The 26,535-nt window shown below is 44.8% G+C and carries 26 protein-coding genes and 1 other RNA gene; 20 read left to right on the forward strand and 7 right to left on the reverse strand.

Annotation, left to right across the window (positions count from 1 at the left end):
• Nucleotides 1-14: 14 nt before the first annotated feature.
• The 4 genes from ACQXR1_RS02775 to rghR form a co-directional block, all read right to left on the reverse strand.
• A complete protein-coding gene (locus ACQXR1_RS02775; RefSeq protein WP_243571498.1) occupies nucleotides 15-1,715 on the reverse strand; it encodes a methyl-accepting chemotaxis protein in 1,701 nt (566 codons plus the stop codon).
• A gap of 133 nt (nucleotides 1,716-1,848) precedes the next feature.
• Nucleotides 1,849-2,175: a catDE operon transcriptional regulator CatR gene (catR, locus tag ACQXR1_RS02780; protein WP_003242888.1), complete on the reverse strand. Its 327-nt coding sequence runs from the start codon at nucleotides 2,173-2,175 to the stop codon at nucleotides 1,849-1,851.
• Nucleotides 2,176-2,266: 91 nt separating this feature from the next.
• Nucleotides 2,267-2,686 carry a helix-turn-helix domain-containing protein gene (locus ACQXR1_RS02785; protein ID WP_014665398.1) on the reverse strand — a complete coding sequence of 140 codons (420 nt, stop codon included), beginning with the start codon at nucleotides 2,684-2,686 and terminating at the stop codon, nucleotides 2,267-2,269.
• A gap of 29 nt (nucleotides 2,687-2,715) precedes the next feature.
• On the reverse strand, nucleotides 2,716-3,123 hold the full coding sequence (gene rghR, locus ACQXR1_RS02790; protein WP_014665397.1) for a transcriptional repressor RghR: 408 nt from the start codon (nucleotides 3,121-3,123) through the stop codon (nucleotides 2,716-2,718).
• 152 nt (nucleotides 3,124-3,275) lie between these two features.
• Here rghR and ACQXR1_RS02795 point away from each other — a divergent pair, with 152 nt between their 5' ends.
• On the forward strand, nucleotides 3,276-3,509 hold the full coding sequence (locus ACQXR1_RS02795) for a helix-turn-helix domain-containing protein (protein ID WP_009968172.1): 234 nt from the start codon (nucleotides 3,276-3,278) through the stop codon (nucleotides 3,507-3,509).
• A gap of 33 nt (nucleotides 3,510-3,542) precedes the next feature.
• On the opposite strand, the gene ACQXR1_RS02800 is transcribed toward ACQXR1_RS02795, so the two are convergent.
• The gene (locus ACQXR1_RS02800) at nucleotides 3,543-4,316 is read right to left on the reverse strand and encodes an alpha/beta fold hydrolase (protein ID WP_069838724.1); all 774 of its coding nucleotides are present in this window, start codon (nucleotides 4,314-4,316) and stop codon (nucleotides 3,543-3,545) included.
• 148 nt (nucleotides 4,317-4,464) lie between these two features.
• Between ACQXR1_RS02800 and secG the strand changes: the two genes are divergently transcribed.
• The 11 genes from secG (at nucleotide 4,465) to azoRB (ending at nucleotide 14,350) form a co-directional block, all read left to right on the forward strand.
• Nucleotides 4,465-4,695, forward strand: coding sequence for a preprotein translocase subunit SecG (secG, locus tag ACQXR1_RS02805; protein ID WP_003220028.1), 231 nt, complete (start codon nucleotides 4,465-4,467; stop codon nucleotides 4,693-4,695).
• Nucleotides 4,696-4,826: 131 nt separating this feature from the next.
• The gene (locus ACQXR1_RS02810; protein ID WP_003242610.1) at nucleotides 4,827-5,567 is read left to right on the forward strand and encodes an alpha/beta hydrolase; all 741 of its coding nucleotides are present in this window, start codon (nucleotides 4,827-4,829) and stop codon (nucleotides 5,565-5,567) included.
• 18 nt (nucleotides 5,568-5,585) lie between these two features.
• Nucleotides 5,586-7,925: a ribonuclease R gene (gene rnr, locus ACQXR1_RS02815; protein ID WP_014665394.1), complete on the forward strand. Its 2,340-nt coding sequence runs from the start codon at nucleotides 5,586-5,588 to the stop codon at nucleotides 7,923-7,925.
• Between the two features lie 144 nt (nucleotides 7,926-8,069).
• On the forward strand, nucleotides 8,070-8,540 hold the full coding sequence (gene smpB / locus ACQXR1_RS02820) for an SsrA-binding protein (RefSeq protein WP_003220025.1): 471 nt from the start codon (nucleotides 8,070-8,072) through the stop codon (nucleotides 8,538-8,540).
• Nucleotides 8,541-8,716: 176 nt separating this feature from the next.
• Nucleotides 8,717-9,079, forward strand: a transfer-messenger RNA (tmRNA) gene (gene ssrA, locus ACQXR1_RS02825).
• Nucleotides 9,080-9,261: 182 nt separating this feature from the next.
• Nucleotides 9,262-10,056 (forward strand): SDR family NAD(P)-dependent oxidoreductase, encoded by a 795-nt coding sequence (locus ACQXR1_RS02830; RefSeq protein WP_430771691.1) that lies wholly within the window; start codon nucleotides 9,262-9,264, stop codon nucleotides 10,054-10,056.
• A 110-nt stretch (nucleotides 10,057-10,166) separates the two neighbouring features.
• Complete coding sequence (locus ACQXR1_RS02835) at nucleotides 10,167-10,739, forward strand: TetR/AcrR family transcriptional regulator (RefSeq protein WP_430771692.1); 573 nt, start codon at nucleotides 10,167-10,169, stop codon at nucleotides 10,737-10,739.
• Entirely contained in the window at nucleotides 10,736-11,095 is a 360-nt protein-coding gene (locus tag ACQXR1_RS02840) for a DMT family transporter (RefSeq protein ID WP_014665391.1), read from the forward strand. Before ACQXR1_RS02835 ends, ACQXR1_RS02840 begins: the two co-directional genes overlap by 4 nt.
• Nucleotides 11,092-11,493 (forward strand): YvaD family protein, encoded by a 402-nt coding sequence (locus ACQXR1_RS02845; protein WP_227099348.1) that lies wholly within the window; start codon nucleotides 11,092-11,094, stop codon nucleotides 11,491-11,493. Before ACQXR1_RS02840 ends, ACQXR1_RS02845 begins: the two co-directional genes overlap by 4 nt.
• A 165-nt stretch (nucleotides 11,494-11,658) precedes the next feature.
• The gene (locus tag ACQXR1_RS02850; protein ID WP_430771693.1) at nucleotides 11,659-13,554 is read left to right on the forward strand and encodes an FUSC family protein; all 1,896 of its coding nucleotides are present in this window, start codon (nucleotides 11,659-11,661) and stop codon (nucleotides 13,552-13,554) included.
• A gap of 160 nt (nucleotides 13,555-13,714) precedes the next feature.
• Nucleotides 13,715-14,350, forward strand: coding sequence for an FMN-dependent NADH-azoreductase AzoRB (gene azoRB / locus ACQXR1_RS02855; protein WP_069838727.1), 636 nt, complete (start codon nucleotides 13,715-13,717; stop codon nucleotides 14,348-14,350).
• 38 nt (nucleotides 14,351-14,388) lie between these two features.
• Here azoRB and iolW read toward each other — a convergent pair whose 3' ends face one another.
• A complete protein-coding gene (gene iolW / locus ACQXR1_RS02860; protein WP_306289487.1) occupies nucleotides 14,389-15,465 on the reverse strand; it encodes a scyllo-inositol 2-dehydrogenase in 1,077 nt (358 codons plus the stop codon).
• Between the two features lie 127 nt (nucleotides 15,466-15,592).
• Between iolW and csoR the strand changes: the two genes are divergently transcribed.
• The 7 genes from csoR to ACQXR1_RS02895 all read left to right on the forward strand — a co-directional run bounded on the left by csoR (nucleotide 15,593) and on the right by ACQXR1_RS02895 (nucleotide 22,949).
• A complete protein-coding gene (gene csoR, locus ACQXR1_RS02865) occupies nucleotides 15,593-15,898 on the forward strand; it encodes a copper-sensing transcriptional repressor CsoR (RefSeq protein WP_003228404.1) in 306 nt (101 codons plus the stop codon).
• 74 nt (nucleotides 15,899-15,972) lie between these two features.
• Complete coding sequence (gene copZ / locus ACQXR1_RS02870; protein ID WP_040081817.1) at nucleotides 15,973-16,182, forward strand: copper chaperone CopZ; 210 nt, start codon at nucleotides 15,973-15,975, stop codon at nucleotides 16,180-16,182.
• 83 nt (nucleotides 16,183-16,265) lie between these two features.
• Nucleotides 16,266-18,677 carry a copper-exporting P-type ATPase CopA gene (copA, locus tag ACQXR1_RS02875; RefSeq protein WP_430771694.1) on the forward strand — a complete coding sequence of 804 codons (2,412 nt, stop codon included), beginning with the start codon at nucleotides 16,266-16,268 and terminating at the stop codon, nucleotides 18,675-18,677.
• Nucleotides 18,678-18,835: 158 nt separating this feature from the next.
• Entirely contained in the window at nucleotides 18,836-20,944 is a 2,109-nt protein-coding gene (locus ACQXR1_RS02880) for a heavy metal translocating P-type ATPase (RefSeq protein ID WP_243571493.1), read from the forward strand.
• A gap of 119 nt (nucleotides 20,945-21,063) precedes the next feature.
• Nucleotides 21,064-21,732: a disulfide bond formation protein BdbD gene (gene bdbD / locus ACQXR1_RS02885; RefSeq protein ID WP_243571492.1), complete on the forward strand. Its 669-nt coding sequence runs from the start codon at nucleotides 21,064-21,066 to the stop codon at nucleotides 21,730-21,732.
• Between the two features lie 4 nt (nucleotides 21,733-21,736).
• On the forward strand, nucleotides 21,737-22,153 hold the full coding sequence (locus tag ACQXR1_RS02890) for a disulfide oxidoreductase (protein WP_014665382.1): 417 nt from the start codon (nucleotides 21,737-21,739) through the stop codon (nucleotides 22,151-22,153).
• Nucleotides 22,154-22,337: 184 nt separating this feature from the next.
• The gene (locus tag ACQXR1_RS02895; protein ID WP_003228419.1) at nucleotides 22,338-22,949 is read left to right on the forward strand and encodes a trimeric intracellular cation channel family protein; all 612 of its coding nucleotides are present in this window, start codon (nucleotides 22,338-22,340) and stop codon (nucleotides 22,947-22,949) included.
• A gap of 103 nt (nucleotides 22,950-23,052) precedes the next feature.
• On the opposite strand, the gene ACQXR1_RS02900 is transcribed toward ACQXR1_RS02895, so the two are convergent.
• Nucleotides 23,053-23,487 (reverse strand): hypothetical protein, encoded by a 435-nt coding sequence (locus tag ACQXR1_RS02900; RefSeq protein ID WP_243571491.1) that lies wholly within the window; start codon nucleotides 23,485-23,487, stop codon nucleotides 23,053-23,055.
• A gap of 577 nt (nucleotides 23,488-24,064) precedes the next feature.
• Here ACQXR1_RS02900 and helD point away from each other — a divergent pair.
• Entirely contained in the window at nucleotides 24,065-26,389 is a 2,325-nt protein-coding gene (gene helD, locus ACQXR1_RS02905) for a DNA helicase IV (RefSeq protein WP_430771695.1), read from the forward strand.
• The last annotated feature ends 146 nt before the right edge of the window (nucleotides 26,390-26,535 follow it).

Here is a 26,535-nt window from a genome sequence, read left to right on the forward strand (position 1 = left end):
CCTCTTTTTTCTATTTAAATTGTAAACTGATCCATCTTTGCATTAAGCTCCTTCGACAGCCGCTCCAACTCCTCAGCATTTTGAAGCACTTGATCCATCGAATGGGCGGATTGCTCGGTAATTGAAAATGTTTCTTCAATGCCGGCGGCCGACTCTTCGGATACAGAAGCGATATTTTCAATCGATTGATTGATGGTAATCGATTGGTTTGTTAACTGCTTCAGGCCATCCGTAACTTCCTTAATGCTGTCTGCAACATGAGTGACAGATTGTTTGATATGCTGCATAGCCTGTCCGGTGTCTGTCAGGTTTTCCGTTCCTTTTTCGACTTCTGTAAAGCTGCTTTCCAAGTACTTAATAACGGAGTGAATTTCCTGCTGTGTCCCATTTACAATCCGGGTAATGTCCTGCACGGAATCAGAAACGCCATCAGCCAGCTTTCTGACTTCATCAGCCACAACGGCGAAGCCTTTGCCGCTTTCTCCTGCGCGGGCAGCTTCAATCGCGGCGTTAAGGGACAGCAAATTCGTTTGCTCGGCAATCCCGTTGATGACCTGAACGAGCTTGTTGATATCCTGAGAATGCTGTTCAAGTGATCTCACTTTATGCACGGCTTCTTGAACGATATGGTGGATGGTTTTCATTTGCTGTAATGACGTATCCATATTTTCGTTTCCGTTTACCGCGAGTTCGAGAACGTTTTGAGACGTATCGCTGATTGTAATGCCGTGATTATAGGCTTTATCAATGCTTTCGGTAAACTCATTCATCGATTCGGCAATTGTTACAGCGTCTTGGGCCTGCTGTTCAGAGCCCTCAGCCATTTCGTTCATCGTTTCAGTAATATGTTTGCTGCCGGATCTTGTTTCATTCGTTGCGGTAGCAAGCACCTGTGAAGAAGAAAGAACCCGGCTTGATATGTCTTTAGAATATCCGACAATATCTCTCAGATTCCCTACCATTTTTTGCAGCGCTTCATTCAGGTCGCCCAGCTCGTCTTTTGAGTTCAGCGCCTCCATGTCTTTCGACAAATCTCCCTCGGCAATATGATTGGCAGACTCCTTCATGCGAATGATAGGCTTTACAATGTTTCGCGCGATATAAAGCCAGATGAAAATGCTGATGATGATCGAAGCCGCCACAAGCAGAGCAGTATAAATGAGCCCTTTTTGATAGACGGCCTTCGTTTCTTTTACTGCTGTGTTGCTGCCTTCTTTATTGTAGTCAACAAGCTGAGTGATTGTTTTTTTCATATCCTCAAAGCTGGCCTCAGTTTGGACCAATAAACCTCTTGCTTTGTCCATGTCATTTGTGCGGCCGCTCTCGATTATTTGCGCATGAATATCGATATAGGTGTTCACTTCAGTTTGAAGCTGCTCGAACAGTTTCTGCTCTTTATCAGTGGAGATCGTTTTTTTATAGCTATCAAGCTTTTGGTTAATGTCTTCCATGATTTGATTCATTTCTTGATCAAGTGTATCCATTTTACTTTTGTCTGTATAAATCAGAAAGTCCTTTTCTTTAGAAGACAGGTGCTCAGTTACATAATTAATCGAGGTAATGTCTTTGATGCCGTCAATCCATTTCGTGTTGATTTCATCTGTTTTTTGAATGATATGCTGCATATTAAGAACGCCTATTCCGCCTACAAGTAAATTGATCAAGATCAGTGTCAAAAATACCAGGCTGAATTTGCGGGAAATCGTCAGTCGCATATAGTGGTCTCCTTTAAAAACGTAATGTGTGGATGTACTATATATCGGCTGAGATATCTTTTTTTCACCTGGAAAATAAAAAAATAAAAAACGGTTCTTTTTCTCGTCTTAGAGATCAGAACCGTTTTAGCAATTAGTCAAGAAAGGAAGGGTCAATCCATTCAGTCGCCCATTTAGAAATCTCACCTAAAATGGGGGCTAGCGCCTTTCCTTTATCGGTCAATGAATATTCGATGCGAACCGGAGTTTCAGGGATGACATCCCGCTTTACTACTCCTTCAAGCTCAAGTTCTTTCAGCCGTTCTGACAGAACTCTGCCGCTTAGATTTGGAAGTGCTGCTTCAATTTCGCTAAATCGCTGCGACCCGTTTAAGAGCTGAAATACGATTAAAGCGACCCAGCGTTTACTTAAGATGTCGACTGCTTTTTCAAATCTAGGACACATTTCTGATTGGTTCATACTTTTCACCTCGTCTGTCACTATTATAACGCAAATAACGAGGGAAGGTATGCAAGCGTGATTGATGAAATGCAGAAAGAGGAACAGGGGATTATGAAGAAGAAGCGCGTTTTTTTGCTTCCGAAGATAAAAAATCGAAGTATTTGCTGAGATTTTCAATATCCTGCTTTGAAAGATGTTCCCATTTTCGGCTATTGAAAATCGGGAGGTGCTCCGCTCCGCGCGTGACAGCCGTCTGGTAAATGTCATAAACGGACTGATAGCTTTCAGATGCTTCGCGGATTTCTTTAGGAAAAGCCTGAATATGGCCTGCGGCGGCCATTAGGTCTTCGTACGGCACCTTCAGGACGGACGCCAGTTTTTTGATCGTGGCGGGTTTTGGCGTCCCGCGTTTGCCGTTTTCAATTTTTGAAATGGTGGCCGAGCTGATGCCTGAGTACACCGCAAGCTGATTCACTGTCAGTTTGCGGGCGCGGCGCAGCTCCCGTAATTGCTGTCCGAACGGTGACATGGTCTATCGCCTCTCATTTCTATCAATAGTCAGTCATCAGCAGACCGTTTTTTGGCTTCGTCTGAAATAAACGAAAAATAATGATCGAGCATGAGCAAATCTTCTTTATTGAGATATTGCCATTTTTCGTTCTCAAGAAGCGCAAGGTTTTTCAGGTCATAGGCCTCCGCTTTTTCGAGCAGCTTGCACTTCGTTTCATAAGGAGCCTTGGCTTCATGAACTTCTTCGATGTAACCAGCCTTGTACATAAGCCCCTCATAAGGAATTTTTAAGGCCTCCGCCAGTTTTTTGATGGTGGCGGGTTTGGGAACGCCCCGTTTTCCGTTTTCGATTCTGGAGATGCCGGCCGCGCTTACGCCTGAATAAGTCGCCAGCTGGTTGACCGTTAACTTTCTCTCCTCGCGCAATGCCCGCAATTGTTCGCCAAAGCTTTCCATATGTCTCACCCCGTCCCTCACTGTTACTCATATTTTAGTATGTTTATTGACTAAAGGGAATAGGTAGACTGGAAATGTATTGACAAAAGTTAACATAAGCCGTAATGTAAAACTATAGAAAAAAGTTTTTTCAGGAATGGAAGGTGAGGAAAGTGCCAGTAGAAAAGATACAGATTAGACGTGATTATGTCTTGCAGTATATGGTTAATAACGATTATTCCCTTAATCAGCTTGCGCTGGAAATCGGAGTCTCACCCGCCACACTGAGCCGTGTGCTGAATGGTGAAAGGAGGCCGGGGCAGCTTGTGATCGGTAAAATGCTTCACTACTTTAATTTGAAATTTGAGGATCTTTTTTACTATGATTTTGTTGACAAAAGTCAATGAAAGAGAAAAAACGCAAGAAGATCCAAGCGTTTTCTATCTTGAATGATGTGTCAGCACAAACCCTGTCACCAGTTCATTGCATGTTTTCCATTGTTTTGTCGGCAACTGATGTCCCTGATATTCCAATCTGAAAAATTCGGCATGGCTGCAAGCCCTTCGGTAATAGCCTGCGTTTGTAAAGGTCCAGTCCCGCAGGCCGCCATACATAAAAAGCATTGGCATGTTTAGCCGAGGCAGCTGTTCAATGCAGTTGTAGCCTAGCGAATCCTGATAATACTGATGCCAATGAGCCTGGTCTGCTTTTTTCATATGGCCTGTTAATATGCTGCGAAGCTGTCTGTCTTCTGTGTGGCTCCCAGCGAGGATTCTCATGAGCAAACCGGGGTTTTTTTCAAGCAGATACATTCCCAGTTTGTGCAGCTTCTGGCCGATTACATTATGAACAGCGGGGTAGGCGCCTGACAGAATCAGGTGTGACACTTTGTCCGGGCGGATGAAGCCGATGTGCTGTGCGATTAAGCCCCCGGCGGAATACCCGAATAACACAGCTTTATCAATGTATAAAGCGTCCATGAATTGTACGATCTCGTTCGCATAATAGGAAATAGAAGCGGGTTCACCCGGGTGTTCACTGTCACCGTGCCCGCTTAAATCAGGAAAAATCACCTTGAAATGCTCTGAAAGAAGGCGTTGATAATAAAAAACCTTGCGTCCCATGCCCGGCGGGTGGATAAAAATGATAGGAATTCCCTGTCCATATTCTTCATAAAAAAGATGTTTCCTGCTGTCTATGCTGATAAGCGGCATCGCTTTTCTCCTTTGACCTTTTCATATGAATAGGGTAACCAAGACAAAACGTCTTATCCGGCCTTTTGGCGTCTGATACAGCGTGACATGCCAACCCTTTTCATGTAAAATAGAAGTAATGTAGCCAGTGAGTCTGGAGGTGTAAGGGATGCACGCAGTTTTGATTACTTTATTGGTTATCGTCAGCATTGCACTTATTATTGTCGTTTTGCTTCAATCCAGTAAAAGCGCCGGATTATCTGGTGCGATTTCAGGCGGAGCGGAGCAGCTCTTCGGGAAACAAAAAGCAAGAGGTCTTGATTTAATTTTGCACCGCATTACGGTAGTGCTGGCAGTCTTGTTTTTCGTGTTAACGATTGCGCTTGCTTATATCCTATAGGGCAATGTTTGTATAAGGTCTGATGTGAAGTCAGGCCTTTTTCACGTTTCTGGCTGATATTCATAACGTTTTTTTCTGATTAAACTGTGGAAAACTATAATGATCGTGCAGATAGAAAGGGAGACATGAGCATGAAAGTTGTGACACCAAAACCATTTACATTTAAAGGCGGAGACAAAGCGGTGCTTTTGCTGCACGGCTTTACAGGAAATACAGCGGATGTAAGGATGCTGGGACGATATTTGAATGAACGGGGTTATACGTGCCACGCGCCTCAATATGAAGGACATGGCGTCCCGCCTGAAGAACTTGTACATACGGGGCCTGAAGACTGGTGGAAAAACGTAATGGATGGCTATGAATACTTAAAATCTGAAGGCTATGAGAGCATTGCTGCCTGCGGACTGTCGCTTGGCGGGGTTTTTTCGCTGAAATTGGGTTACACTGTACCCATAAAGGGAATTGTCCCAATGTGCGCACCGATGCATATTAAGAGTGAAGAGGTCATGTATCAAGGCGTTCTTTCATACGCTCGCAATTATAAAAAGTTTGAGGGGAAAAGCCCTGAGCAAATTGAAGAGGAAATGAAAGAATTTGAAAAAACGCCGATGAATACCCTCAAGGCGCTGCAAGACTTAATTGCTGATGTGCGGAACAATGTCGATATGATTTATTCACCGACATTTGTGGTGCAGGCCCGTCATGACCACATGATTAATACCGAAAGCGCCAATATTATTTACAACGAAGTGGAAACTGATGATAAACAGCTGAAATGGTACGAGGAATCAGGCCATGTCATTACACTCGACAAAGAACGTGACCTCGTCCATCAGGATGTGTATGAATTTTTAGAGAAGCTCGATTGGTAATCAACAGGAGGTCGGATAATGGAAAAAGAAGCATTTATGGAAAAGCTTCTCTCGTTTATGAAGGAAGAGGCATATAAGCCTTTGACTGTTCAGGAACTAGAGGAGATGTTAAAAATTACGGAAGCCGAGGAGTTTAAAGAGCTCGTCAAAGCGTTAGTCGCCTTGGAAGAAAAAGGGCTTATCGTACGGACGAGAAGCGACCGCTACGGCATTCCGGAGAAGATGAATTTAATAAAAGGAAAGATTTCAGCGCATGCGAAAGGATTCGCCTTTTTGCTGCCTGAGGATACGTCGTTAAGCGATGTGTTTATTCCGCCTAATGAGCTGAATACGGCAATGAACGGCGATATCGTCATGGTTCGCCTGAATTCACAGTCAAGCGGCTCTAGGCAGGAAGGAACCGTTATACGGATTTTAGAAAGAGCGATTCAGCGGGTTGTCGGCACGTATACAGAAACGAGAAACTTCGGCTTTGTCATTCCGGACGACAAAAAAATCACGAGTGACATCTTCATTCCGAAAAACGGGAAAAATGGAGCTGCGGAAGGGCATAAGGTTGTTGTCAAGCTGACGAGCTATCCTGAAGGCCGCATGAACGCTGAGGGTGAGATTGAAACCATTCTCGGCCACAAAAATGATCCGGGCATTGATATTTTATCGGTCATTCATAAGCACGGCCTGCCGGGAGAATTTCCAGCCGACGCGATGGAGCAGGCATCAAGTACGCCTGACACAATTGATGAAAAAGATCTGAAAGACCGCCGTGATCTCCGTGACCAGGTGATTGTCACCATTGATGGGGCGGACGCGAAGGATTTGGATGATGCAGTTACCGTGACGAAGCTGGACGATGGAAGCTACAAGCTTGGCGTTCATATTGCTGATGTCAGCCATTATGTAACCGAAAACTCACCGATTGACAAAGAAGCGCTTGAAAGAGGGACAAGTGTGTATCTGGTTGACCGTGTCATCCCAATGATTCCGCACAGATTGTCAAACGGCATCTGCTCCTTAAATCCAAAGGTTGACCGCCTGACGCTTTCTTGTGAAATGACCATTAACAGTCAGGGACAGGTGACAGAGCACGAGATCTTCCAAAGTGTCATCAAAACAACGGAAAGAATGACATATTCAGATGTGAATAAAATTCTTGTTGACGATGATGAAGAGCTGAAACAAAAATACGAGCCTCTTGTTCCGATGTTCAAAGATATGGAGCGCCTAGCTCAAATTCTTCGCGATAAGCGGATGGACCGCGGCGCCGTTGACTTTGATTTCAAAGAAGCAAAGGTGCTTGTCGATGACGAAGGAGCGGTTAAAGACGTTGTGATCAGAGAACGCTCTGTCGCCGAGAAGCTCATTGAAGAATTTATGCTTGTGGCAAATGAAACAGTAGCGGAGCATTTCCATTGGATGAACGTCCCGTTTATATACCGGATTCACGAAGAGCCGAATGCTGAAAAGCTGCAAAAGTTTTTAGAGTTTGTGACGACATTTGGCTATGTGGTGAAAGGAACGGCGGGAAATATTCACCCGCGTGCCCTGCAAAGCATTCTGGACGCTGTGCGTGACAGGCCTGAGGAAACGGTTATATCTACTGTTATGCTCCGTTCGATGAAACAGGCGAAATACGACCCGCAAAGCTTGGGGCACTTCGGTCTGTCAACGGAATTCTATACGCATTTCACATCGCCGATCCGCCGTTACCCTGACTTAATCGTTCACCGTCTAATCCGTACGTATTTGATCAACGGCAAAGTCGATGAAGCGACACAGGAAAAGTGGGCTGAACGCCTGCCGGATATCGCTGAACATACATCATCAATGGAGCGCCGTGCAGTTGACGCCGAGCGTGAGACGGATGATCTGAAAAAAGCGGAATACATGCTTGATAAAATCGGTGAAGAGTTTGACGGCATGATCAGCTCTGTGACAAACTTCGGCATGTTCGTCGAGCTGCCGAATACAATCGAAGGACTCGTACACGTTAGCTTTATGACAGATGACTACTACCGTTTTGACGAACAGCATTTTGCAATGATCGGCGAGCGGACAGGAAACGTCTTCCGCATCGGGGATGAAATCACAGTCAAGGTTGTCGATGTCAATAAAGATGAGCGCAATATCGACTTTGAAATCGTCGGCATGAAGGGCTCTCCACGCCGTCCGAGAGAATTGGACAGCAGCCGGAGCAGAAAACGCGGAAAACCTGCCAGAAAACGCGTTCAAAGCACCAATACACCTGTTTCTCCAGCGCCGTCTGAGGAAAAAGGAGAATGGTTCACTAAGCCGAAGAAGAAAAAGAAAAAACGCGGCTTCCAAAATGCGCCGAAACAGAAACGGAAAAAGAAGAAATAACAGCTCAACCAGCAAATAGGGCCGCAGCGCTCTATTTGCTTTCTTTCGGAAACAGCTTTTCATTGTAGCGGTACGTGACATTTGGTAAAATAGAGCGTATCGCAAAAGGTGGACAGTTTTTCCTTAGAGAGAGGAGGTTCTGGCATGCCAAAAGGGTCAGGAAAAGTATTATCTCAAAATAAGAAAGCCAACCATGATTATTTTATAGAAGAAACCTATGAAACAGGCATCGTTCTGCAAGGAACCGAAATCAAATCGATTCGCGCCGGCCGCGTAAACCTTAAGGATTCCTTCGCCAAAATCGAACGGGGAGAAGTGTTTCTCCACAATATGCACGTCAGCCCATATGAGCAGGGAAACCGCTATAACCACGATCCGCTCCGTACGAGAAAGCTGTTAATGCACCGTAAGGAGATTAACAAGCTGATCGGGTTAACAAAGGAAAAAGGCTATTCTCTCGTTCCGCTAAAGCTGTATTTGAAAAATGGCTTTGCCAAAGTGCTTCTCGGCCTTGGAAAAGGAAAGAAGAACTATGACAAACGGGAAGACCTGAAGCGCAAGGACGCGAAGCGGGAAATCGAAAGAGCATTCAGAGACAGTCAAAAAGGCTTCTAAAGGCATAGTGCTTGATTCGAAAATCAGGCCTGTGCTATACTGTGTTCACGATCAGATCACAACGATATTCATTTGAAGGATTTGACAATTGAAAAGAGCCGTGATCATGTTATAATAAGACTATAGCCAGTTTGAGTGAGAGCTTGATATTTTCTCCCGTATTTCCCTTATACCAAGGGGACGTTACGGATTCGACAGGGATGGATCGAGCTTGAGCTGCGAGCCGAGAGGCGATCTCGTAAACACGCACTTAAATATAACTGGCAAAACTAACAGTTTTAACCAAAACGTAGCATTAGCTGCCTAATAAGCGCAGCGAGCTCTTCCTGACATTGCCTATGTGTCTGTGAAGAGCACATCCAAGTAGGCTACGCTTGCGTTCCCGTCTGAGAACGTAAGAAGAGATGAACAGACTAGCTCTCGGAAGGCCCGCCCGCAGGCAAGAAGATGAGTGAAATCATAAATATGCAGGCTACGCTCGTAGACGCTTAAGTAATCGATGTTTCTGGACGTGGGTTCGACTCCCACCGTCTCCATACATACTGACAATAAAGCAGAACCTCTCAAGAGGTTCTGCTTTATTTTTTCTCCAAATCACAGGCACCAAAAAGTGCGTACTTCCATTTCAATCCCAGCTGTTTCATACTGTTTGCAGAGCAGATGTTTCACCAATCAGATTCCTGTTAATAAATAAGAGGAATCAAAAACGGAGGGATGAAGAATGAAGCTGAATTTACAAGGAAAAACCGCACTGGTTACCGGCTCGACATCGGGGATCGGAAAAGCTATTGCCTCTTCGTTAGCTGAAGAAGGGGCGGCAGTGATTATTAACGGACGCCGGGAAGAGAAAGTGAATCAGGCGATAGATGAATTGAAAACACAACATGCTGAAGCGGTCCTGTATCCGGCTGCATTTGATTTGGGAACAGAAGAAGGCTGCAATGAGCTGTTTCAGGCATATCCGCACGTTGATATTTTGATCAACAATTTAGGGATTTTCGAACCGGCGGAGTATTTTGATATTCCGGATGATGAATGGTTTCGTTTTTTTGAAGTGAATATTATGAGCGGTGTAAGGCTGACACGTAAGTATTTGCATAACATGATCGAGAAAAAAGAAGGACGTGTGATTTTCATTGCCAGTGAAGCGGCGATTATGCCGTCACAGGAGATGGCCCATTACAGTGCGACGAAAACAATGCAGCTGTCCATTTCCCGCAGTTTGGCGGAGCTGGCAACCGGCACGAATGTCACAGTCAACACCGTCATGCCGGGCTCTACCTTAACAGAGGGTGTGGAAACCATGCTGAACTCGCTGTATCCTGGTGAAAACCTGACTGTTCAAGAAGCTGAGGCACGTTTTATGAAAGAAAACCGGCCGACATCTATTATTCAAAGACTGATCCGTCCGGAAGAAATCGCCCACTTCGTTACATTTTTAAGCAGCCCGCTTTCCTCTGCGATCAATGGCGCGGCACTTCGGGCGGACGGCGGTTTGGTCCGCAGTGTCTTTTAAACCTCTCCCAATTGGAGAGGTTTTTTTATATATTGTTGATTTCCATAAATTGCTGTCGTATAATTTTGGTACTGAAACAGTTTTTGTAGTACCGAAAGCGGGGGATTGATATGGATAAAAGAATTCTGGCGGAAACCATCCGGCTAATTAAACAGAAAGGATTTTCATTTACGATGAATGATTTGGCGGCAGCGCTGGGAACAAGCAAGCGGACGCTCTATGCATATTATTCATCTAAAGATCAGCTTGTTGAGGCGGTTGTCGAACAATTTATAGCTGAAATGAAGCAAATGGAAAGAGACATCTATGAAAATGAACGTTTAAATGTGCTTGAAAAGGTGAAAAAAATGCTGATCAGCCTTCCGCAGGGGATGGAACTGCTGAACATGGGATTATTAAATGAACTCAAGAAATACCATTACGATGCGTGGCTTACATTAGATACCTTTATTAAGGAAGAATGGGCAATTGTCCTAGAATTATTAAACGAGTGCAAACAGCAAAAGAGAATCAGAAACATCAATCCGGACCTGTTTGTTCACATGTATATAGGGAGCATCAACCAAGTGTATGCCCCTGAATATCCGCTGAAACATCAGTTCACGACAGGAGAGGTTCTTGAATCAATTGTAGATGTTTTGTTTAACGGTATAACAGCTGATGAGGAGGCTGATGCAACGTGAATTGGGTGTTTCTATGCTTGGCGATTTTGTTTGAGGTTGCGGGAACGGTCAGCATGAAGCTATCGTCCGGTTTTACAAAACTTATTCCCAGTGTGCTGTTGATTTTCTTTTATGGAGGGAGTCTTTTCTTTCTGACGCTTACGCTAAAATCAATAGACGTATCTGTTGCTTATGCTGTATGGTCAGGGATGGGAATCGTCCTGATTACAGTCGTTGGTTTTTTGTTTTTTCAAGAACATGTTAGTGTCATGAAAGTCATTTCAATTGGATTGATTATTGCCGGTGTTGTGTCTTTAAACCTGATCGAGCAGGCTGGGGTGTCTGAGCCGGTACATAAAAGCGGGCAGTACAAATGAGATATATGAACCTGTTTTTTCTCGTGACTGATATCGGTTTTATCTTGTACTGGTTGTCAGCCGGATTTTCGCTCATACCGGAAAACTGGGCCTTTAAACATCATGACCATCCGTTTATGATCGCTTGGAACTGGTCTTTTTTTCCGCTGGATATCCTGATTTCTGTCACAGGGTTGTACAGCTTGTACCTACAGCGGGTGAATCGTGCTGACTGGAAGCTGATGGCGCTGATTTCTCTTGTGCTGACCTGTTGTTCAGGTCTGCAGGCGCTATCATTCTGGACATTCAGCAGTGACTTTGATCTTGTGTGGTGGCTGTTTAATGGGTATCTATTGATTTATCCTTTATTTTTTATTCACCTGCTCTTGAAGGAAGGCAGAAGGACAAAACAGTCCTGACAGGTGCCGCTTTTATGATAATAAACTGATGTAATGAAGCAGAGACGGTATAAGTCTCTGTTTTTTTATCGGGCGCACCAATTGAGAAGCTAACCGCGTTTTTGGGCATACTAAAGCGAAGAAACGGGAAAAGTTCTACACATTCATTGAAAAGGATTTTGTCAAATGAACAAAACTGCTGAGAACAATCAAAGAATCATGCCTATCGTGAAGGATGCCTTTCGCATTCATGCGAATCCATTTCCTTGGAAAAAGGCTATCGGATCAGGTTTCGCTTCAGGGTTTCCTGTGCTGGTCGGCGCATTAGCGGGTCACACGGATTACGGACTAACTGCAAGTATCGGAGGCTTTGTTTATTTATATGCGGGCGGTGAATCGTACAAAAAGCGCGCCTTGAAGCTGCTCTTGGTTTCTATTGGGATCGCCCTCTCATTTTGTTTAGGGACGCTTTTGTCCGGGACGCTTTGGATGATGGCGGCTGTTTTGGGGCTGGTCGGTGCAGCGGCGATGTTTATTTTTAGCGCGCTCGGCATTCAAGGCCCTGCGCCGATGTTTTTTGTCCTTGCCTTTTTAGTCAGTTCCGGTCTTCCGGCCGATCCTTCACAAGCGTTGTTCAGAGCGGGACTGACGTTTCTCGGCGGCATTTTCGCCATGGGCATCGCGCTAATTGGCTGGTTATGGAACAAGCATGGACCGGAGGGAGCGGTGCTGCAAAAAACATATGATCAGCTGGCTGCATGTCTTTCAGCCGTCGGAACGCCAGGTTTTCATCATGCGCAGCATCAGACGGTGCTCATGCTCAGAACAGCCCGCCAAACCGTTCTGGGGAAAGGGAACGGACGGAAAAAATCACAGCATGATGAACGGTTTTTCCGCCTGCTTGAAAAAGCTGACGACATATTCCTTGCCATTATTCATTTTTCAGCTGAAACGCCGGATGGAGAGACCGCGCAGATTGAAAAGGCACTTCGTCAAACTGGAGATATGCTTGCACATGCACGGGTTTTCAATACGTTTCAGATTAATGAAAATGAATCTGAGCCAAAGCGAAAGCTGTTTGAAGAAATCAACGAGGTTTTGCATATCGCTTCAGGACGTTTTGAAAAGCAGCTTGATGGGGAACCGAGCCGCCTGCCATCCTCTTTTTACTTTTTGAGAAATGCCTTTGACTGGAAGTCTCCGGTTTTGATTAGAGCGTTAAAGTACGGAATTGTTCTGTTTGCCGCCGATATGTTTGCCCTCGTATTCAGCTTTGCACGCTCCTATTGGATTCCGCTTTCGGCAGCAGCGGTCATGCTTGGCACTACTGTTGTTTTTACGCTTCACAGGGCTATTCAGCGTTCGGCCGGAACGGTGATCGGTGTTATGCTGGCAGGCGCAATCTTGTTTTTTAAGCCGGGCGGTGTTTATATTGCGTTTTGTATTGCAGCGCTGCAATGTCTTCTTGAGATGCTGATTGTCCGCAATTATGCGCTGGCTGTTCCCTTTTTAACCGCAAATGCGCTTGTTATCACAGAAAGTATGCATGGCGGCGCGGACACCGGTTATTTTATGATAGCGAGGCTGACGGACGTAGCTGTCGGCAGCGTGATCGGGCTATTGGGAACAATGCTTTTGTGGCGGCGGTTTTCAACGAAGCGTCTGCCTGAACTGGTGAGGAACGTCATCCGGCTGGAAGGGCAGTTTATGGAGAAACTGTTAACCGGGCAGAAAGCTGACGAACATAAATTAAGGGTGAGCCTCGTCAGGCTTCGGGATGCGTATGACAAGGCGCTTGGGGAGTTTCCTCATGCGAATGCGGATGCACTCTGGCCTGCTATTTCTGGTGCTCAGCACTTAGGCTATTATTTGCTCTCAGCCCAAGCTCACCGCCGTCCGCCTTCTCCGTTTTCTGATGAAGAAATCAACCAGCTGCGGACGTTTTTTGAACAGGCTGAGCAATCCTTTAAGGTGAAAAGAATGCCGGCGGATATTCAAGTGCCGCATGTCCCTCATTATCCTCGGATCAGTAAAGAATTATCCGCGCTGTATTCCGGCTTGAGAACAGCTTTTGAAAAGTAAGCTGTTTGGGAAAGGAAAATAAATCCTTAATTCGAGATATTTTACTTGAAAGTAAATTTCTTTGTCTCTATAATAAAGTCTAAGAGAGACAGAATAATCATTATGCATCTGTATGATAATAATTGATGTGTGATTTTTAAAAACGAAAGGACTGGTAAAAATGGCAAAAGTATTATATATCACTGCTCATCCGCATGACGAAGCAACTTCGTACAGTATGGCAACAGGTAAAGCATTTATCGAATCTTACAAAGAAGCGAATCCAAATGATGAAGTTGTACATATCGATTTGTACAAAGAAAACATCCCGCACATTGACGCAGATGTATTCAGCGGATGGGGAAAGCTTCAGTCAGGTACAGGCTTTGAAGAGCTTTCTGAAAACGAAAAAGCGAAAGTAGGCCGTTTGGGAGAGCTTAGCGATCAATTTGCATCAGCTGATAAGTACGTATTTGTGACACCTTTATGGAACTTCTCATTCCCGCCAGTGATGAAAGCGTATCTTGATTCTGTTGCCGTTGCAGGAAAGTCATTCAAATACACAGAACAAGGTCCTGTCGGCTTGTTGACTGATAAAAAAGCAATCCATATCCAAGCGCGCGGCGGCTATTACTCAGAAGGCCCTGCGGCTGAGATGGAAATGGGACACCGCTACATCGGCATCATGATGAACTTCTTCGGCGTACCATCCTTCGATGGCATTTTTGTAGAGGGACATAATGCGGAGCCAAATAAAGCACAGCAAATCAAAGAAGACGCGATCGCGCGTGCGAAAGAAGCAGGAAAAACATTCTAATGAAATAGCCTCCCCTTATTTTTTGGGGAGGCTTTTGTTTATTGCTCCAGCATAATGGTTCGTTTCTCTTTACTGCTTTTCATCGCGGCTTCAATGATGCGGATGACATCAATACCTTCCTCAGCAGTGACTGGCAGCGCAGCACCTTCTCGTATGCTTTCCGCTATTTTTCGGTAATAAGTGAGATAGGAGCCATTTACTGATGGAACGGTTTCTGTTTTTTTGTCGGAGCCATGAACGGTTGTAAGCTGTCCGTAAAACTCCGGATCGTCCGCACCCCAGCTGTCACCCTCTGGTTTTCTTCCCGCTCTGAGTGCGTCTTCCTGCCCGTCAATTCCGTATTTGATAAAGCTGGAATCCTTACCATGGATTTGATAACGGGGACCGTTTGCAGGAACAATTGATCCTCCGTATAGAATGGCTTGAAGCTTGCCGTAATCCAGGATTAAATGAAAATAGTCAACCGTTTCGGCATTTTCCCGCTGAGCCATTACGTTTGCAGTCACGGCTTTTGGCATCCCAAACAAATGCAGGGTTTGGTCTATAATGTGGGAGCCGAGATCATACAGCGTACCAGTGGCAACGCCTTCTTTTTCCCGCCACCGCGCCTGAATCTCAGGTCTGTACCGGTCATAGGAGACTTGATATGTATTGATATCTTCAAGAGATCCCTTAGAGATCAGCTTTTTAATCGTTAAAAAGTCGTTATCCCAGCGCCGATTATGATATACGCTTAACAATACGCCTTTTTCATCAGCGGCTTTCTTTAATTTCTCCCCTTCTTCGGCCGTCGCTGTCATCGGTTTTTCCAACACGACGTGTTTTCCCGCTTGTATGCACGCCATAGCATGCTCGTAATGAAGGCCGCTCGGTGTGGTGACAATGACGAGCTCAATGGAGGGGTCATTTGTGATTTCCTCAAGCTCATGCACAACTTCAGCATCAGGAAAATCCCGTTTCACTTCTTCCGTCCGTGATGTCATGATTTTGCTGATGTGATACTCATTTAGAACAGCCAGCAGCGGCCCGTGAAAAACAGAACCGGACAATCCGTATCCTAATATTCCAACCTTGATCGTATCCACTTTTCTTCTCCCCTTTAAAAGCGTTATCAACAGAAGTATATACCCTCCTGATGAAATGGTAAAACCTAACTGATTCAATTTTTGCGTCGGCATGCTTAGACAACCGTTTGGACAATCAGTATAATGGGAATTAATATCATTAAACAGAGGTGTACGCATGGAAAAGCATAACGAACATAAAACATTAAACCATAAAAGCTCGAAAGAAAAAGATCAGATTACAAACCGGCTTAAGCGGATTGAGGGTCAGGTCAGAGGCATTCAAAACATGGTGGAAAACGATAGATATTGTGTAGATATTCTTGTGCAGATTTCAGCTGTTCAAGCGGCAATGAAAAATGTGGCGCTTCATTTGCTTGAGGATCATGCCCATCATTGTGTAGCGGATGCCATCAAAAGCGGAGACGGGGAACAAGCCATTTCTGAGCTGTTGGATGTATTTAAAAAGTTCACAAAATCATAAAGCGTTTTTTTATTGAAATACCCTACGGGGGTATGGTAGGATGAAAACAGAAAGAATAAACAGGAGGAATTCATATGGAACAAAAAACATTGCAAGTCGAAGGAATGTCTTGTCAGCACTGTGTGAAAGCAGTAGAAACGAGCGTAGGAGAACTGGACGGCGTCAGTGCTGTTCATGTCAATCTGGAAGCGGGTAAAGTCGATGTTTCGTTTGATGCTGACAAAGTATCCGTCAAAGACATTGCGGATGCGATAGAAGATCAGGGCTATGATGTAGCCGATTGATTCAAGATATCGCGCCTTTATGGAGGTGCGATATTTCTTTCATTTTTATATACCCCCCGGGTGTATATAAAGGAGTGAGTATATTGAGTGAACAAAAGGAAGTCGCAATGCAGGTCTCTGGTATGACCTGTGCGGCATGTGCTTCCAGAATTGAAAAAGGCCTGAAGCGGATGCCCGGTGTCGCAGATGCCAATGTCAATCTGGCAACGGAAACTTCAAATGTAATCTACGATCCTGCTGAAACAGGGGCTGCAGCAATTCAGGAAAAAATAGAGAAGCTGGGCTATCATGTCGTTACAGAAAAAGCTGAATTCGATATTGAAGGCATGACCTGTGCGGCCTGCGCCAATCGGATTGAAAAGCGGCTTAACAAAATAGAAGGCGTCGCAAACGCCCCTGTAAACTTCGCTTTAGAAACAGTTACAGTCGAATACAATCCAAAAGAAGCGTCTGTCAGCGATCTGAAAGCAGCGGTAGATAAGCTTGGATATAAGCTAAAGCTGAAGGATGATCAGGATGGTGAAGCAGCTGCTGCTAAAAAGAAAGAAGAACGGAAGCAAATGGCGAGACTGATCTTTTCAGCGGTTCTGTCGTTCCCATTGCTTTGGGCGATGGTGAGCCATTTTACATTTACATCATTCATTTGGGTGCCGGATATATTCCTCAATCCGTGGATGCAGTTTGCGCTGGCGACACCAGTCCAGTTTCTGATCGGCTGGCCGTTTTATGCGGGTGCGTATAAGGCGCTCAGAAATAAAAGCGCCAATATGGATGTATTGGTCGCGCTCGGAACGACTGCTGCTTACGCCTATAGTCTATATCTTACTTTTCAAAGCCTTGGTTCCCACGGACATACAGACGGCCTTTACTATGAAACAAGCGCGATTTTGCTGACGCTGATTTTATTAGGAAAGTTGTTTGAAACAAAAGCAAAGGGCCGTTCCTCGGATGCGATTAAAAAGCTGATGAAGCTTCAAGCGAAAACAGCGACTGTCGTAAGAGACGGAAAGGAGCAAATCGTCCCGATCGACGAAGTGCTTGTTAATGACATTGTTTACGTCAAACCTGGTGAACGAATTCCTGTCGACGGAGAAGTGATTGAAGGCCGCTCGGCGGTTGACGAATCGATGATTACAGGAGAAAGTCTTCCTGTTGATAAAAATCCTGGCGACAGTGTGACAGGTTCAACCGTTAACGCAAACGGCTTCCTGAAAATTAAAGCTGTCAACGTCGGAAAGGACACTGCCCTTTCCCATATCATCAAAATTGTTGAGGAAGCACAAGGGTCAAAAGCGCCGATCCAGCGTCTCGCTGACCAGATTTCAGGCATTTTTGTGCCGATTGTATTGGGGATTGCCGTTCTCACTTTTCTCATTTGGTATCTTTGGGCGGCTCCTGGCGATTTTGCTGAAGCGATCAGCAAGTTCATTGCGGTTCTTGTCATTGCTTGTCCTTGCGCCCTCGGTCTTGCCACTCCGACGAGCATAATGGCTGGATCTGGACGCGCTGCTGAATTCGGCATTTTATTTAAAGGCGGCGAGCATTTAGAAAAAACACATCGTCTCGATACCATTGTTCTTGATAAAACCGGAACCGTGACAAACGGGAAGCCGCGTCTGACGGATGCCATTCCATTCGGACGTTTTGAAGAAACGGATTTGCTTCAATTTGCAGCGGCAGCGGAAACGGGATCGGAGCATCCGCTCGGCGAAGCAATTGTGGCTGGCGTGAAAGAAAAAGGGCTAGAGATACCGAAGCTAACCCGTTTTGAAGCGAAAGTCGGCGCAGGCATTTTGGCTGAAGCCGGAGGAAAAAGCATTCTCGTCGGCACAAGAAAGCTAATGGAGAGCGAACAGGTTGAGCATGGTGCTCTTCTCGCCCAAATGGAAGAGCTTGAGGCCGAAGGGAAAACAGCTATGCTTGTATCCATTGATGGGGAGGCAGCGGGGCTAGTAGCGGTTGCAGATACGATAAAAGACACGTCGCAGAAGGCTGTTGCTCGTCTGAAAGAGTTGGGGCTTGATGTCATCATGATGACAGGAGACAATCGCAGAACCGCAGAAGCCATCGCGAAGGAAGCGGGAATTACGAGTGTCATTGCGGAAGTCCTTCCTGAACAAAAGGCGGCAGAAATTGCCCGCCTGCAAAAAGAAGGCCGCCAAACAGCCATGGTAGGCGACGGAATTAACGATGCGCCGGCGCTTGCCACAGCCGATATAGGCATGGCGATTGGAACAGGCACGGATATTGCCATGGAAACAGCTGACATTACGCTGATTCGCGGCGATCTAAACAGCATTGCCGACGCCATTCGCATGAGCAGATTGACAATGAAAAACATTAAACAAAACTTATTCTGGGCGCTCGGCTATAACAGCCTCGGCATCCCAATCGCAGCGCTAGGATTTTTAGCACCATGGATAGCGGGAGCAGCAATGGCATTCAGCTCCGTTTCCGTAGTTCTGAACGCTCTTCGTCTGCAGAAAGTAAAATGAAAAACCGGCGATATGCCGGTTTTTGTTTTTCATTGACACTTTCTTGGAAAACAACATATAATAGGTGTAACTATTATATGAGTATATGCTCATATATGTATAACAAATCAATGCTCATTGATACGCTTTGAAGAGGGAACCCTAAATCGGAAGGTAAGGTGAGACTAGTGAAACAGGAATACGTTCTGGACGGTTTGGATTGCAGCAATTGTGCCCAAAAAATCGAAAATGGAGTCAAAGGCATAAAAGGAATTGACGGATGCGCGGTAAATTTTGCGGCAAGCACCTTAACTGTCTCGGCCGATGGGAAAGAAGAGCAATGGGTCACAAATAAAATAGAGAAAAAAGTGAAATCAATCGATCCGCATGTAACGGTTCGCCAAAAGCATAAAAAGAAATCAGCGGATGACGGCTATCGTAATCGAATGGTCAATATGCTGATCAGAATGGCGGCGGCTGTCATTCTCGGCGCAGCGGCATATTTGGTTCATTCAGGCACCATTGAATTTTGCCTATTTCTCGCTGCTTATTTGATCATTGGCGGTGACATTGTCATCCGCGCAGTCAAAAACATCATCCGCGGCCAAGTGTTTGACGAACATTTCTTGATGGCCCTTGCCACAATTGGTGCTTTTCTGATTCAGCAATACCCTGAGGGAGTCGCCGTTATGCTGTTTTATCAAATCGGTGAGCTTTTTCAAGGAGCCGCAGTCAGCCGGTCCAGAAAATCAATTAGTGCCTTAATGGATATACGGCCTGATTACGCCAATGTGAAAACAATAAGCGGCATCGAACAGGTTTCTCCGGAGGATGTTCAGACAGGAGATATCATTGTGGTTAATCCGGGAGAAAGCATACCCCTGGACGGTAAGGTCGTGCAAGGGTCAGCGATGGTTGATACATCTGCGTTGACAGGTGAGTCCGTTCCGAGAAAAGCTGCGGAAGGACAAGAGGTCATGTCAGGCTTTATCAATCAAAACGGCGTTCTGCATATTGAAGTCACAAAGGGCTATCAGGACTCAGCAGTATCAAAAATATTAGACCTGGTTCAGAATGCGAGCAGCCGCAAAGCCCGGACAGAAAACTTTATCACGAAGTTTGCTAAGTATTATACACCTGCTGTTGTCATTATCGCGGTATTGCTGGCTTTTGTTCCGCCGCTTGTTGTTTCTGGCGCCGCTCTTTCCGATTGGGTATACCGCGCGCTTATCTTTTTAGTGATTTCTTGTCCTTGTGCGCTAGTTGTCTCTATTCCGCTCGGTTTCTTCGGAGGAATCGGAGCGGCCTCGAAGGCTGGAGTGCTTGTAAAGGGAAGCAATTATTTAGAAGCCTTGAATCAAGTCAAATACGCGGTGTTTGATAAAACGGGAACATTAACTAAAGGCAGCTTTGAAGTGACAGAAATTAAGCCTTCGGAAGGATTTACAAAGGACAGCTTACTTGAAGCGGCGGCATACGCTGAGCTTCATTCACAGCATCCGATTGCCGAATCTGTGCGTAAAGCTTATGGAAAAATGCTTTCCCCTGACGCCATAGAATCATATGAGGAAATATCCGGCCACGGCATTTTTGCAAAGGTAAATGGAACTGAGATCCTTGCCGGGAATAAAAAGCTCATGGAAAGAGAACAAATTGAGGATGTCCCGGATGAAAAAGCCGGAACAATCGTACATGTTGCCGTTGGTCAACGATATGCCGGAGCAATCATCATAGCGGATGAAGTAAAGGAAGATGCAGCACAAGCGGTTGCTGATCTGAAGTCGCTTGGGATCAAACAGACAGCTATGCTGACGGGTGATTCGAAACAAACGGGAGAAGCCGTCGGAAAACAGCTTGGGATTGGTGAGGTATATGCAGAGCTGCTGCCGCAAGATAAAGTCGCGCAGGTCGAAGCATTGGAAGCTAAGCTTTCACCTAATGAAAAACTCATTTTTGTCGGTGACGGCATCAATGATACGCCGGTGCTTGCCCGCGCAGATATAGGGATCGCGATGGGAGGCCTTGGCTCAGACGCCGCAGTAGAAGCAGCAGACATCGTGCTGATGACAGATCAGCCGTCAAAAATAGCGGAAGCGATTCGGATTGCGAAACGGACACGGCGAATCGTGTGGCAAAACATCGGCTTTGCTTTAGGTGTGAAAGCGATCTTTCTCATTCTTGGTGCATTTGGAATTGCGACCATGTGGGAAGCGGTTTTCTCAGATGTCGGCGTTACACTGCTTGCTGTGGCGAACGCCATGCGCGTCATGCGTCTCAAAAACAAATAAATTGTCGGAGAGAATTCATTTTTTCGGGGTTTTCTTATCAGCGCTTGTCTTGTTAAAATAAAGAAGTGGGTCAATTGCGATCCGCTTCTTTTTTAATTTTAAAACGATGAGGTGTCGGAGTGAAAAAGAAACAGCAGTCTTCTGCGAAATTCGCGGTCATCCTTACGGTTGTGGTCGTTGTATTGCTAGCAGCCATTGTCATCATTAATAACAAAACGGAACAAGGCGATGAAGCGGTTTCCGGACAGCCGTCTATTAAAGACCAGCCTGTGCTTGGCAAGGACGATGCACCGGTAACTGTAGTAGAATTCGGAGATTACAAATGTCCGTCTTGCAAGGTGTTTAACAGTGACATCTTTCCAAAAATACAAAAAGACTTTATTGATAAGGGCGATGTGAAATTTTCTTTCGTGAACGTCATGTTCCATGGAAAAGGTTCAAGATTAGCGGCTCTTGCATCAGAAGAAGTATGGAAGGAAGACCCTGACTCTTTCTGGGATTTCCATGAAAAGCTGTTCGAAAAACAGCCGGATACAGAACAGGAATGGGTAACCCCAGGCGTTCTCGGTGATCTTGCAAAAAGCACCACAAAGATAAAACCTGAGACGCTCAAGAAAAATCTTGATAAGGAAACATTCGCTTCTCAAGTGGAAAAGGATTCTGACCTTAATCAAAAAATGAACATAAATGCAACACCGACGATTTACGTCAATGATAAAGTGATCAAAAATTTTGCGAATTATGATGAAATCAAAGAAACGATAGAAAAAGAGCTGAAAGGGAAGTAACGATATGAAAAATAGAATCGTATTTTTATATGCTTCCTGGGTTGTGGCTCTTGTCGCTATGCTGGGCAGCCTGTATTTTAGTGAAATCAGAAAGTTCATTCCATGTGAACTGTGCTGGTACCAGCGTATCCTCATGTATCCGCTCGTCCTGATTTTAGGCATTGCCACCTTTCAAGGGGACACACGCGTGAAAAAATATGTGCTTCCGATGGCGATGATCGGGGCATTTATTTCGATCATGCATTACTTAGAGCAAAAAGTGCCCGGCTTTAGCGGCATTAAGCCGTGTGTAAGCGGCGTGCCGTGCTCGGGCCAATATATTAACTGGTTTGGTTTTATTACAATTCCATTCCTGGCCTTGATTGCTTTTATCCTGATTATCGTTTTTATGTGCCTGCTGAAGGGCGAAAAATCTGAATAACCCAAAAGCGCCTCGTATGCCGGGGCGCTTTTTAATTTCGCAAAACTCATGTCCATCAGCAATAGCCGTATTCCCTCTAAATTTATCTTTTTTTCTCATAAAAATGTTATTGCTTTTACGCTTGAGCGATTATAAAATCTAGAGGTCGTCAGAAAATTTAACAAACATAAAGGGAGTCATCAGAATGGCTTGGGAGCTGCTCAGTGTGATTGGCATCATTGCGTTTGCAGTCAGCGGCGCAATTGTTGCGATGGAAGAGGAATACGATATTTTAGGAGTTTATATATTAGGGATCGTTACAGCTTTTGGAGGAGGAGCGATCCGCAATTTGCTGATTGGTGTTCCGGTGTCAGCGCTATGGGAGCAGGGAGCGTACTTTCAAATCGCGCTTTTATCTATTACAATTGTGTTTCTGTTTCCGAAGCTGCTGCTGAAGCATTGGAATAAGTGGGGCAATTTGTCAGATGCGATCGGCCTCGCAGCCTTTGCTATCCAAGGCGCACTGTATGCCGTCAAAATGGGCCATCCGCTTAGTGCCGTGATTGTGGCTGCGGTGCTGACGGGAAGCGGGGGTGGAATCATCCGCGACCTTCTTGCCGGGCGCAAACCGCTTGTGCTGAAGGCAGAAATTTATGCAGTCTGGGCGGCTCTCGGCGGTTTAATCGTCGGCTTGGGCTGGCTGGGAAACTCGTTCGGCTTGTACGTTCTGTTTTTCGTGCTCGTTGTTTGCCGGGTTTGTTCCTATATGTTTAATTGGAAGCTGCCAAACCGTTCTTTTCGCTTAGATAGTCAGTAAAATAAAAGAAACCTCTCCGTCATGGAGAGGTTTCTTTTATGGTAGCCTGCCGGGATCAAATAAAAAGTCCTTTTCGAATGCTGACGCGCAGAGCTATTGAAAATTAATAGGTAGCCCAAAAGGTATAGCTGATGGTTTTTTTAGTTCCTGTGTTAGTGAATTTGAATCTGTATTTTGTTTTGTAGCTTTTAGAAGCTTGTTTGTAATTTAAATTTGTAGAGCCTTTTTTCGTTGCATAAAAAGTTTTAACATTTTTCCAGCCTTTATTTGTCTTTTGTTGCAGAGTTGCTGTAATTTTCCCGCTGCCTGATCCGTTTGCTGTCATGTTGGCCCAAGTTCCTCGTCCTGGATAATAAATCTGAAATGTTGGCGAGTAAGTATAGTTTTTAAATGAGCCCGAATGGTAATGAGTACTCCATATTTGACCTTTTTTAACCCAATCTTTAGCTTCTGCTTTGTTGTTTACTAGGTCAATTGCCGTAAAACTTGTTACGCCTACGACGAATGCCAGCAACATCATAGATAGCTTTTTCTTCACTGAGTATTTCCTCCTAACTAATTCTGGTTCTTTCTTCATGTTTATATCATAAACCGAGAGAAATAATGTAACATCGTCCTATTCTCCCAAATGAAAAACTTCAATTTGTTGAAATATGTCGAAATTGGATGAAAAATGACTATTTTACTGCGACTATAGATACGATAGCAAGGATGTAGTTGCTTTATGGAAGATGACAATAACAGCCAGTTTAGTCATTCTTCACGTTAGATGAACAGACAAACACGGTAAAGCTCTGCGGTGTTTTTAAAATGAAAAAGAAATATTATATCGAAGATTGAATGGAATAAGGAATCGATACTGATGAAAGAGAAGATTCGCAACCTAAGAAAAGCACCTCCAACAGTGATCAATGTGAAATCATAAGAGAAAAAACCGATTTCGAGTTGAAATCGGTTTTTTCTGCATATAAATAACCCAAACCTTGATTGGTATTGGGTGAATGTGCTAAGATAAATTGTATTTACTAGTTTCGTCATACATTCGATATATGTATCCAATTATATTTTACAGTATTTCATCTATGTTTGTCAACTATTTTCTGGAGGTGCCGTTCATGAATCAGAAGGATAAGGAATGGAAGGAAGAGCAGTCAAGAATAGATGAGGTGCTGCAGGAACTCGGAAAAAAAGAGCGGTTTCTGGAAACGTCTGCGGGCGGGTTGAAGCATGATATCATCGGATTAAGAAAAAGCTTTTGGGAGGATGTGAAGGTTAATTTTGATGATGCCCATGAAGCGGTTGAAACGATGGCAAGCATTAAGCAGCAGGCAGAGCTGCTGTCTGATCGGGAACGGAATCATCGGCGCATGGCCCAGCAGTTCAAACGAATTCAACAATTAAAAAAATCGCCTTATTTCGGCCGGATTGATTTTATTGAAAACGGCGAGGAGCAGGCAGAGCGAATTTATATCGGTTTAGCTTCCTGTTTGGATGAGAAGGAGGAACACTTTCTGATCTATGACTGGAGGGCGCCGATATCAAGTATGTACTATAATTATTCCCCAGGAAAAGCGGAGTACGAGGTGTACGGTGAAACGATAGAAGGGGAAATGGTGCTGAAACGACAGTTTATGATCAAAAACGGCGATCTCAAGGCGATGTTTAATACCGATATGACGATTGGCGATGAAATGCTGCAAGAGGTATTAAGCCATCATTCCGATACCCAAATGAAAAACATCGTGTCTACGATTCAGAAAGAACAAAATCAGATTATCCGTAATGCAAAAAGCAAATTCCTGATCGTGCAGGGAGCGGCTGGGAGCGGAAAAACCTCGGCAGCGCTTCAGCGTGTCGCTTTTTTGTTATACAGGCACCGCGGCGTCATTGATGCCGGACAAATCGTTTTATTTTCTCCTAACTTCTTATTTAATAGCTATGTCTCCTCTGTTTTGCCTGAGTTAGGAGAAGAGAATATGGAGCAGGCGACGTTTCAGGAATATATCGAGCATCGGCTTGGCCGCAGGTTTCAATGTGAAAGCCCCTTTGACCAGCTTGAATATTGCCTGACTGAAACAAAGGAAGGCGATTTTCCAACAAGGCTTGCGGGTATCACATGGAAGGCGGGTTTATCTTTTCAGCAATTCATTGATGAATACGTCACAAGGCTGTCCTCTGAAGGGATGATTTTTAAAAATATTGTTTTCCGCGGCCAAAAGCTGATTACAAAGGAACAGATTCAATCCTATTTTTACTCATTGGATCAAAATCACTCGATTCCGAACCGGATGGAACAAACCGCGAAGTGGCTGCTGAGTGAGCTTAACAAGCTTGAGAAAAAGGAACGGCGAAAGGATTGGGTCGTTCATGAAGCTGAGCTGCTCGACAAAGAGGACTACTTGGATGTGTACAAGAAACTGCAGGAAAGGAAACGGTTCAGCGAGAGTACGTTTAACGATTATCAAAGAGAGCAGCAGCTGCTTGCCGCCATCATTGTGAAAAAAGCTTTCAAACCGCTCAAACAAGCTGTCAGACTCCTCGCATTTCTTGATGTGAATCAGCTGTATCTGCAATTGTTTTCCGGGTGGGGAGGGAAATCCCAGCATGAGAAGACGGCAGCGATAGGGGAGCAGACCCGTTCGGCATTTACGGAAAATAAATTGCTCTATGAGGACGCGGCACCGTTTCTTTATATGCAGGATCTGATTGAGGGCAGAAAGAAAAATACGAAGATCAAACACCTATTTATTGACGAAGCCCAAGACTATTCACCGCTGCAGATGGCTTACATGAGAAGCATTTTTCCGGCTGCCAGCATGACAGTGCTTGGTGATATCAATCAGTCCATCTACGCGCATGCCATACACAGGGATCAGCGTATGGATGCGTGCTTTGAAGCTGAGCCTGCTGAGTATGTTCGTTTAAAGAGAACGTACAGATCGACAAGGCAGATTGTCGAGTTTACAAAAGCGATGCTTCAAGATGGAGCGGATATTGAGCCGTTTAACAGAAACGGGGAAATACCACTCGTGGTCAAAACTGAAGGACATGAGAGCCTTTGCCAAAAGCTCGCGCAAGAAATTGGACTGCTAAAGAAAAAAGGGCACGAAACAATAGCCGTCATTTGCAAGACTGCGCAGCAATGCATACAAGCGCACGCCCACATGAGTGAATATGCAGATGTTCGCCTGATTCATAAAGAAAATCAACCATTCCAAAAGGGAGTTTGCGTGATTCCGGTGTATTTAGCGAAGGGAATTGAATTTGACGCAGTACTTGTCTATGATGCATCTGAAGAACACTATCATACAGAGCACGACCGCAGGCTTTTATATACTGCGTGCACCCGTGCAATGCACATGCTGACGATATTTTATACAGGTGAAGCCAGTCCGTTTGTAACCGCTGTGCCGCCCCGCTTATATCAGATTGCGGAATGAAGAGAAGGGAGTCCTTCTCTTTTTTCCATTTACATGAAGCATTGCCGTTTTATCATTAGGATTCTTAATAGTTATCATCATGTAAATATATTTTACTTAAGCCTAGTATTCCGGTAAAGTTCAATTAGATGCAATTTTCGATCAGT

The sequence above is a fragment of the Bacillus sp. ATD genome (genome assembly GCF_050585765.1).
Classification (GTDB): Bacteria; Bacillota; Bacilli; order Bacillales; family Bacillaceae; genus Bacillus; species Bacillus stercoris.

Coding starts and splice junctions, on each gene's coding strand:
- ACQXR1_RS02775 (WP_243571498.1), bottom strand. CDS start 1,715: ATGCGACTGACGATTTCCCGCAAATTCAGCCTGGTATTTTTGACACTG.
- catR (WP_003242888.1), bottom strand. CDS start 2,175: ATGAACCAATCAGAAATGTGTCCTAGATTTGAAAAAGCAGTCGACATC.
- ACQXR1_RS02785 (WP_014665398.1), bottom strand. CDS start 2,686: ATGTCACCGTTCGGACAGCAATTACGGGAGCTGCGCCGCGCCCGCAAA.
- rghR (WP_014665397.1), bottom strand. CDS start 3,123: ATGGAAAGCTTTGGCGAACAATTGCGGGCATTGCGCGAGGAGAGAAAG.
- ACQXR1_RS02800 (WP_069838724.1), bottom strand. CDS start 4,316: ATGCCGCTTATCAGCATAGACAGCAGGAAACATCTTTTTTATGAAGAA.
- secG (WP_003220028.1), top strand. CDS start 4,465: ATGCACGCAGTTTTGATTACTTTATTGGTTATCGTCAGCATTGCACTT.
- ACQXR1_RS02810 (WP_003242610.1), top strand. CDS start 4,827: ATGAAAGTTGTGACACCAAAACCATTTACATTTAAAGGCGGAGACAAA.
- rnr (WP_014665394.1), top strand. CDS start 5,586: ATGGAAAAAGAAGCATTTATGGAAAAGCTTCTCTCGTTTATGAAGGAA.
- smpB (WP_003220025.1), top strand. CDS start 8,070: ATGCCAAAAGGGTCAGGAAAAGTATTATCTCAAAATAAGAAAGCCAAC.
- ACQXR1_RS02830 (WP_430771691.1), top strand. CDS start 9,262: ATGAAGCTGAATTTACAAGGAAAAACCGCACTGGTTACCGGCTCGACA.
- ACQXR1_RS02835 (WP_430771692.1), top strand. CDS start 10,167: ATGGATAAAAGAATTCTGGCGGAAACCATCCGGCTAATTAAACAGAAA.
- ACQXR1_RS02845 (WP_227099348.1), top strand. CDS start 11,092: ATGAGATATATGAACCTGTTTTTTCTCGTGACTGATATCGGTTTTATC.
- ACQXR1_RS02850 (WP_430771693.1), top strand. CDS start 11,659: ATGAACAAAACTGCTGAGAACAATCAAAGAATCATGCCTATCGTGAAG.
- azoRB (WP_069838727.1), top strand. CDS start 13,715: ATGGCAAAAGTATTATATATCACTGCTCATCCGCATGACGAAGCAACT.
- csoR (WP_003228404.1), top strand. CDS start 15,593: ATGGAAAAGCATAACGAACATAAAACATTAAACCATAAAAGCTCGAAA.
- copZ (WP_040081817.1), top strand. CDS start 15,973: ATGGAACAAAAAACATTGCAAGTCGAAGGAATGTCTTGTCAGCACTGT.
- ACQXR1_RS02890 (WP_014665382.1), top strand. CDS start 21,737: ATGAAAAATAGAATCGTATTTTTATATGCTTCCTGGGTTGTGGCTCTT.
- ACQXR1_RS02895 (WP_003228419.1), top strand. CDS start 22,338: ATGGCTTGGGAGCTGCTCAGTGTGATTGGCATCATTGCGTTTGCAGTC.
- helD (WP_430771695.1), top strand. CDS start 24,065: ATGAATCAGAAGGATAAGGAATGGAAGGAAGAGCAGTCAAGAATAGAT.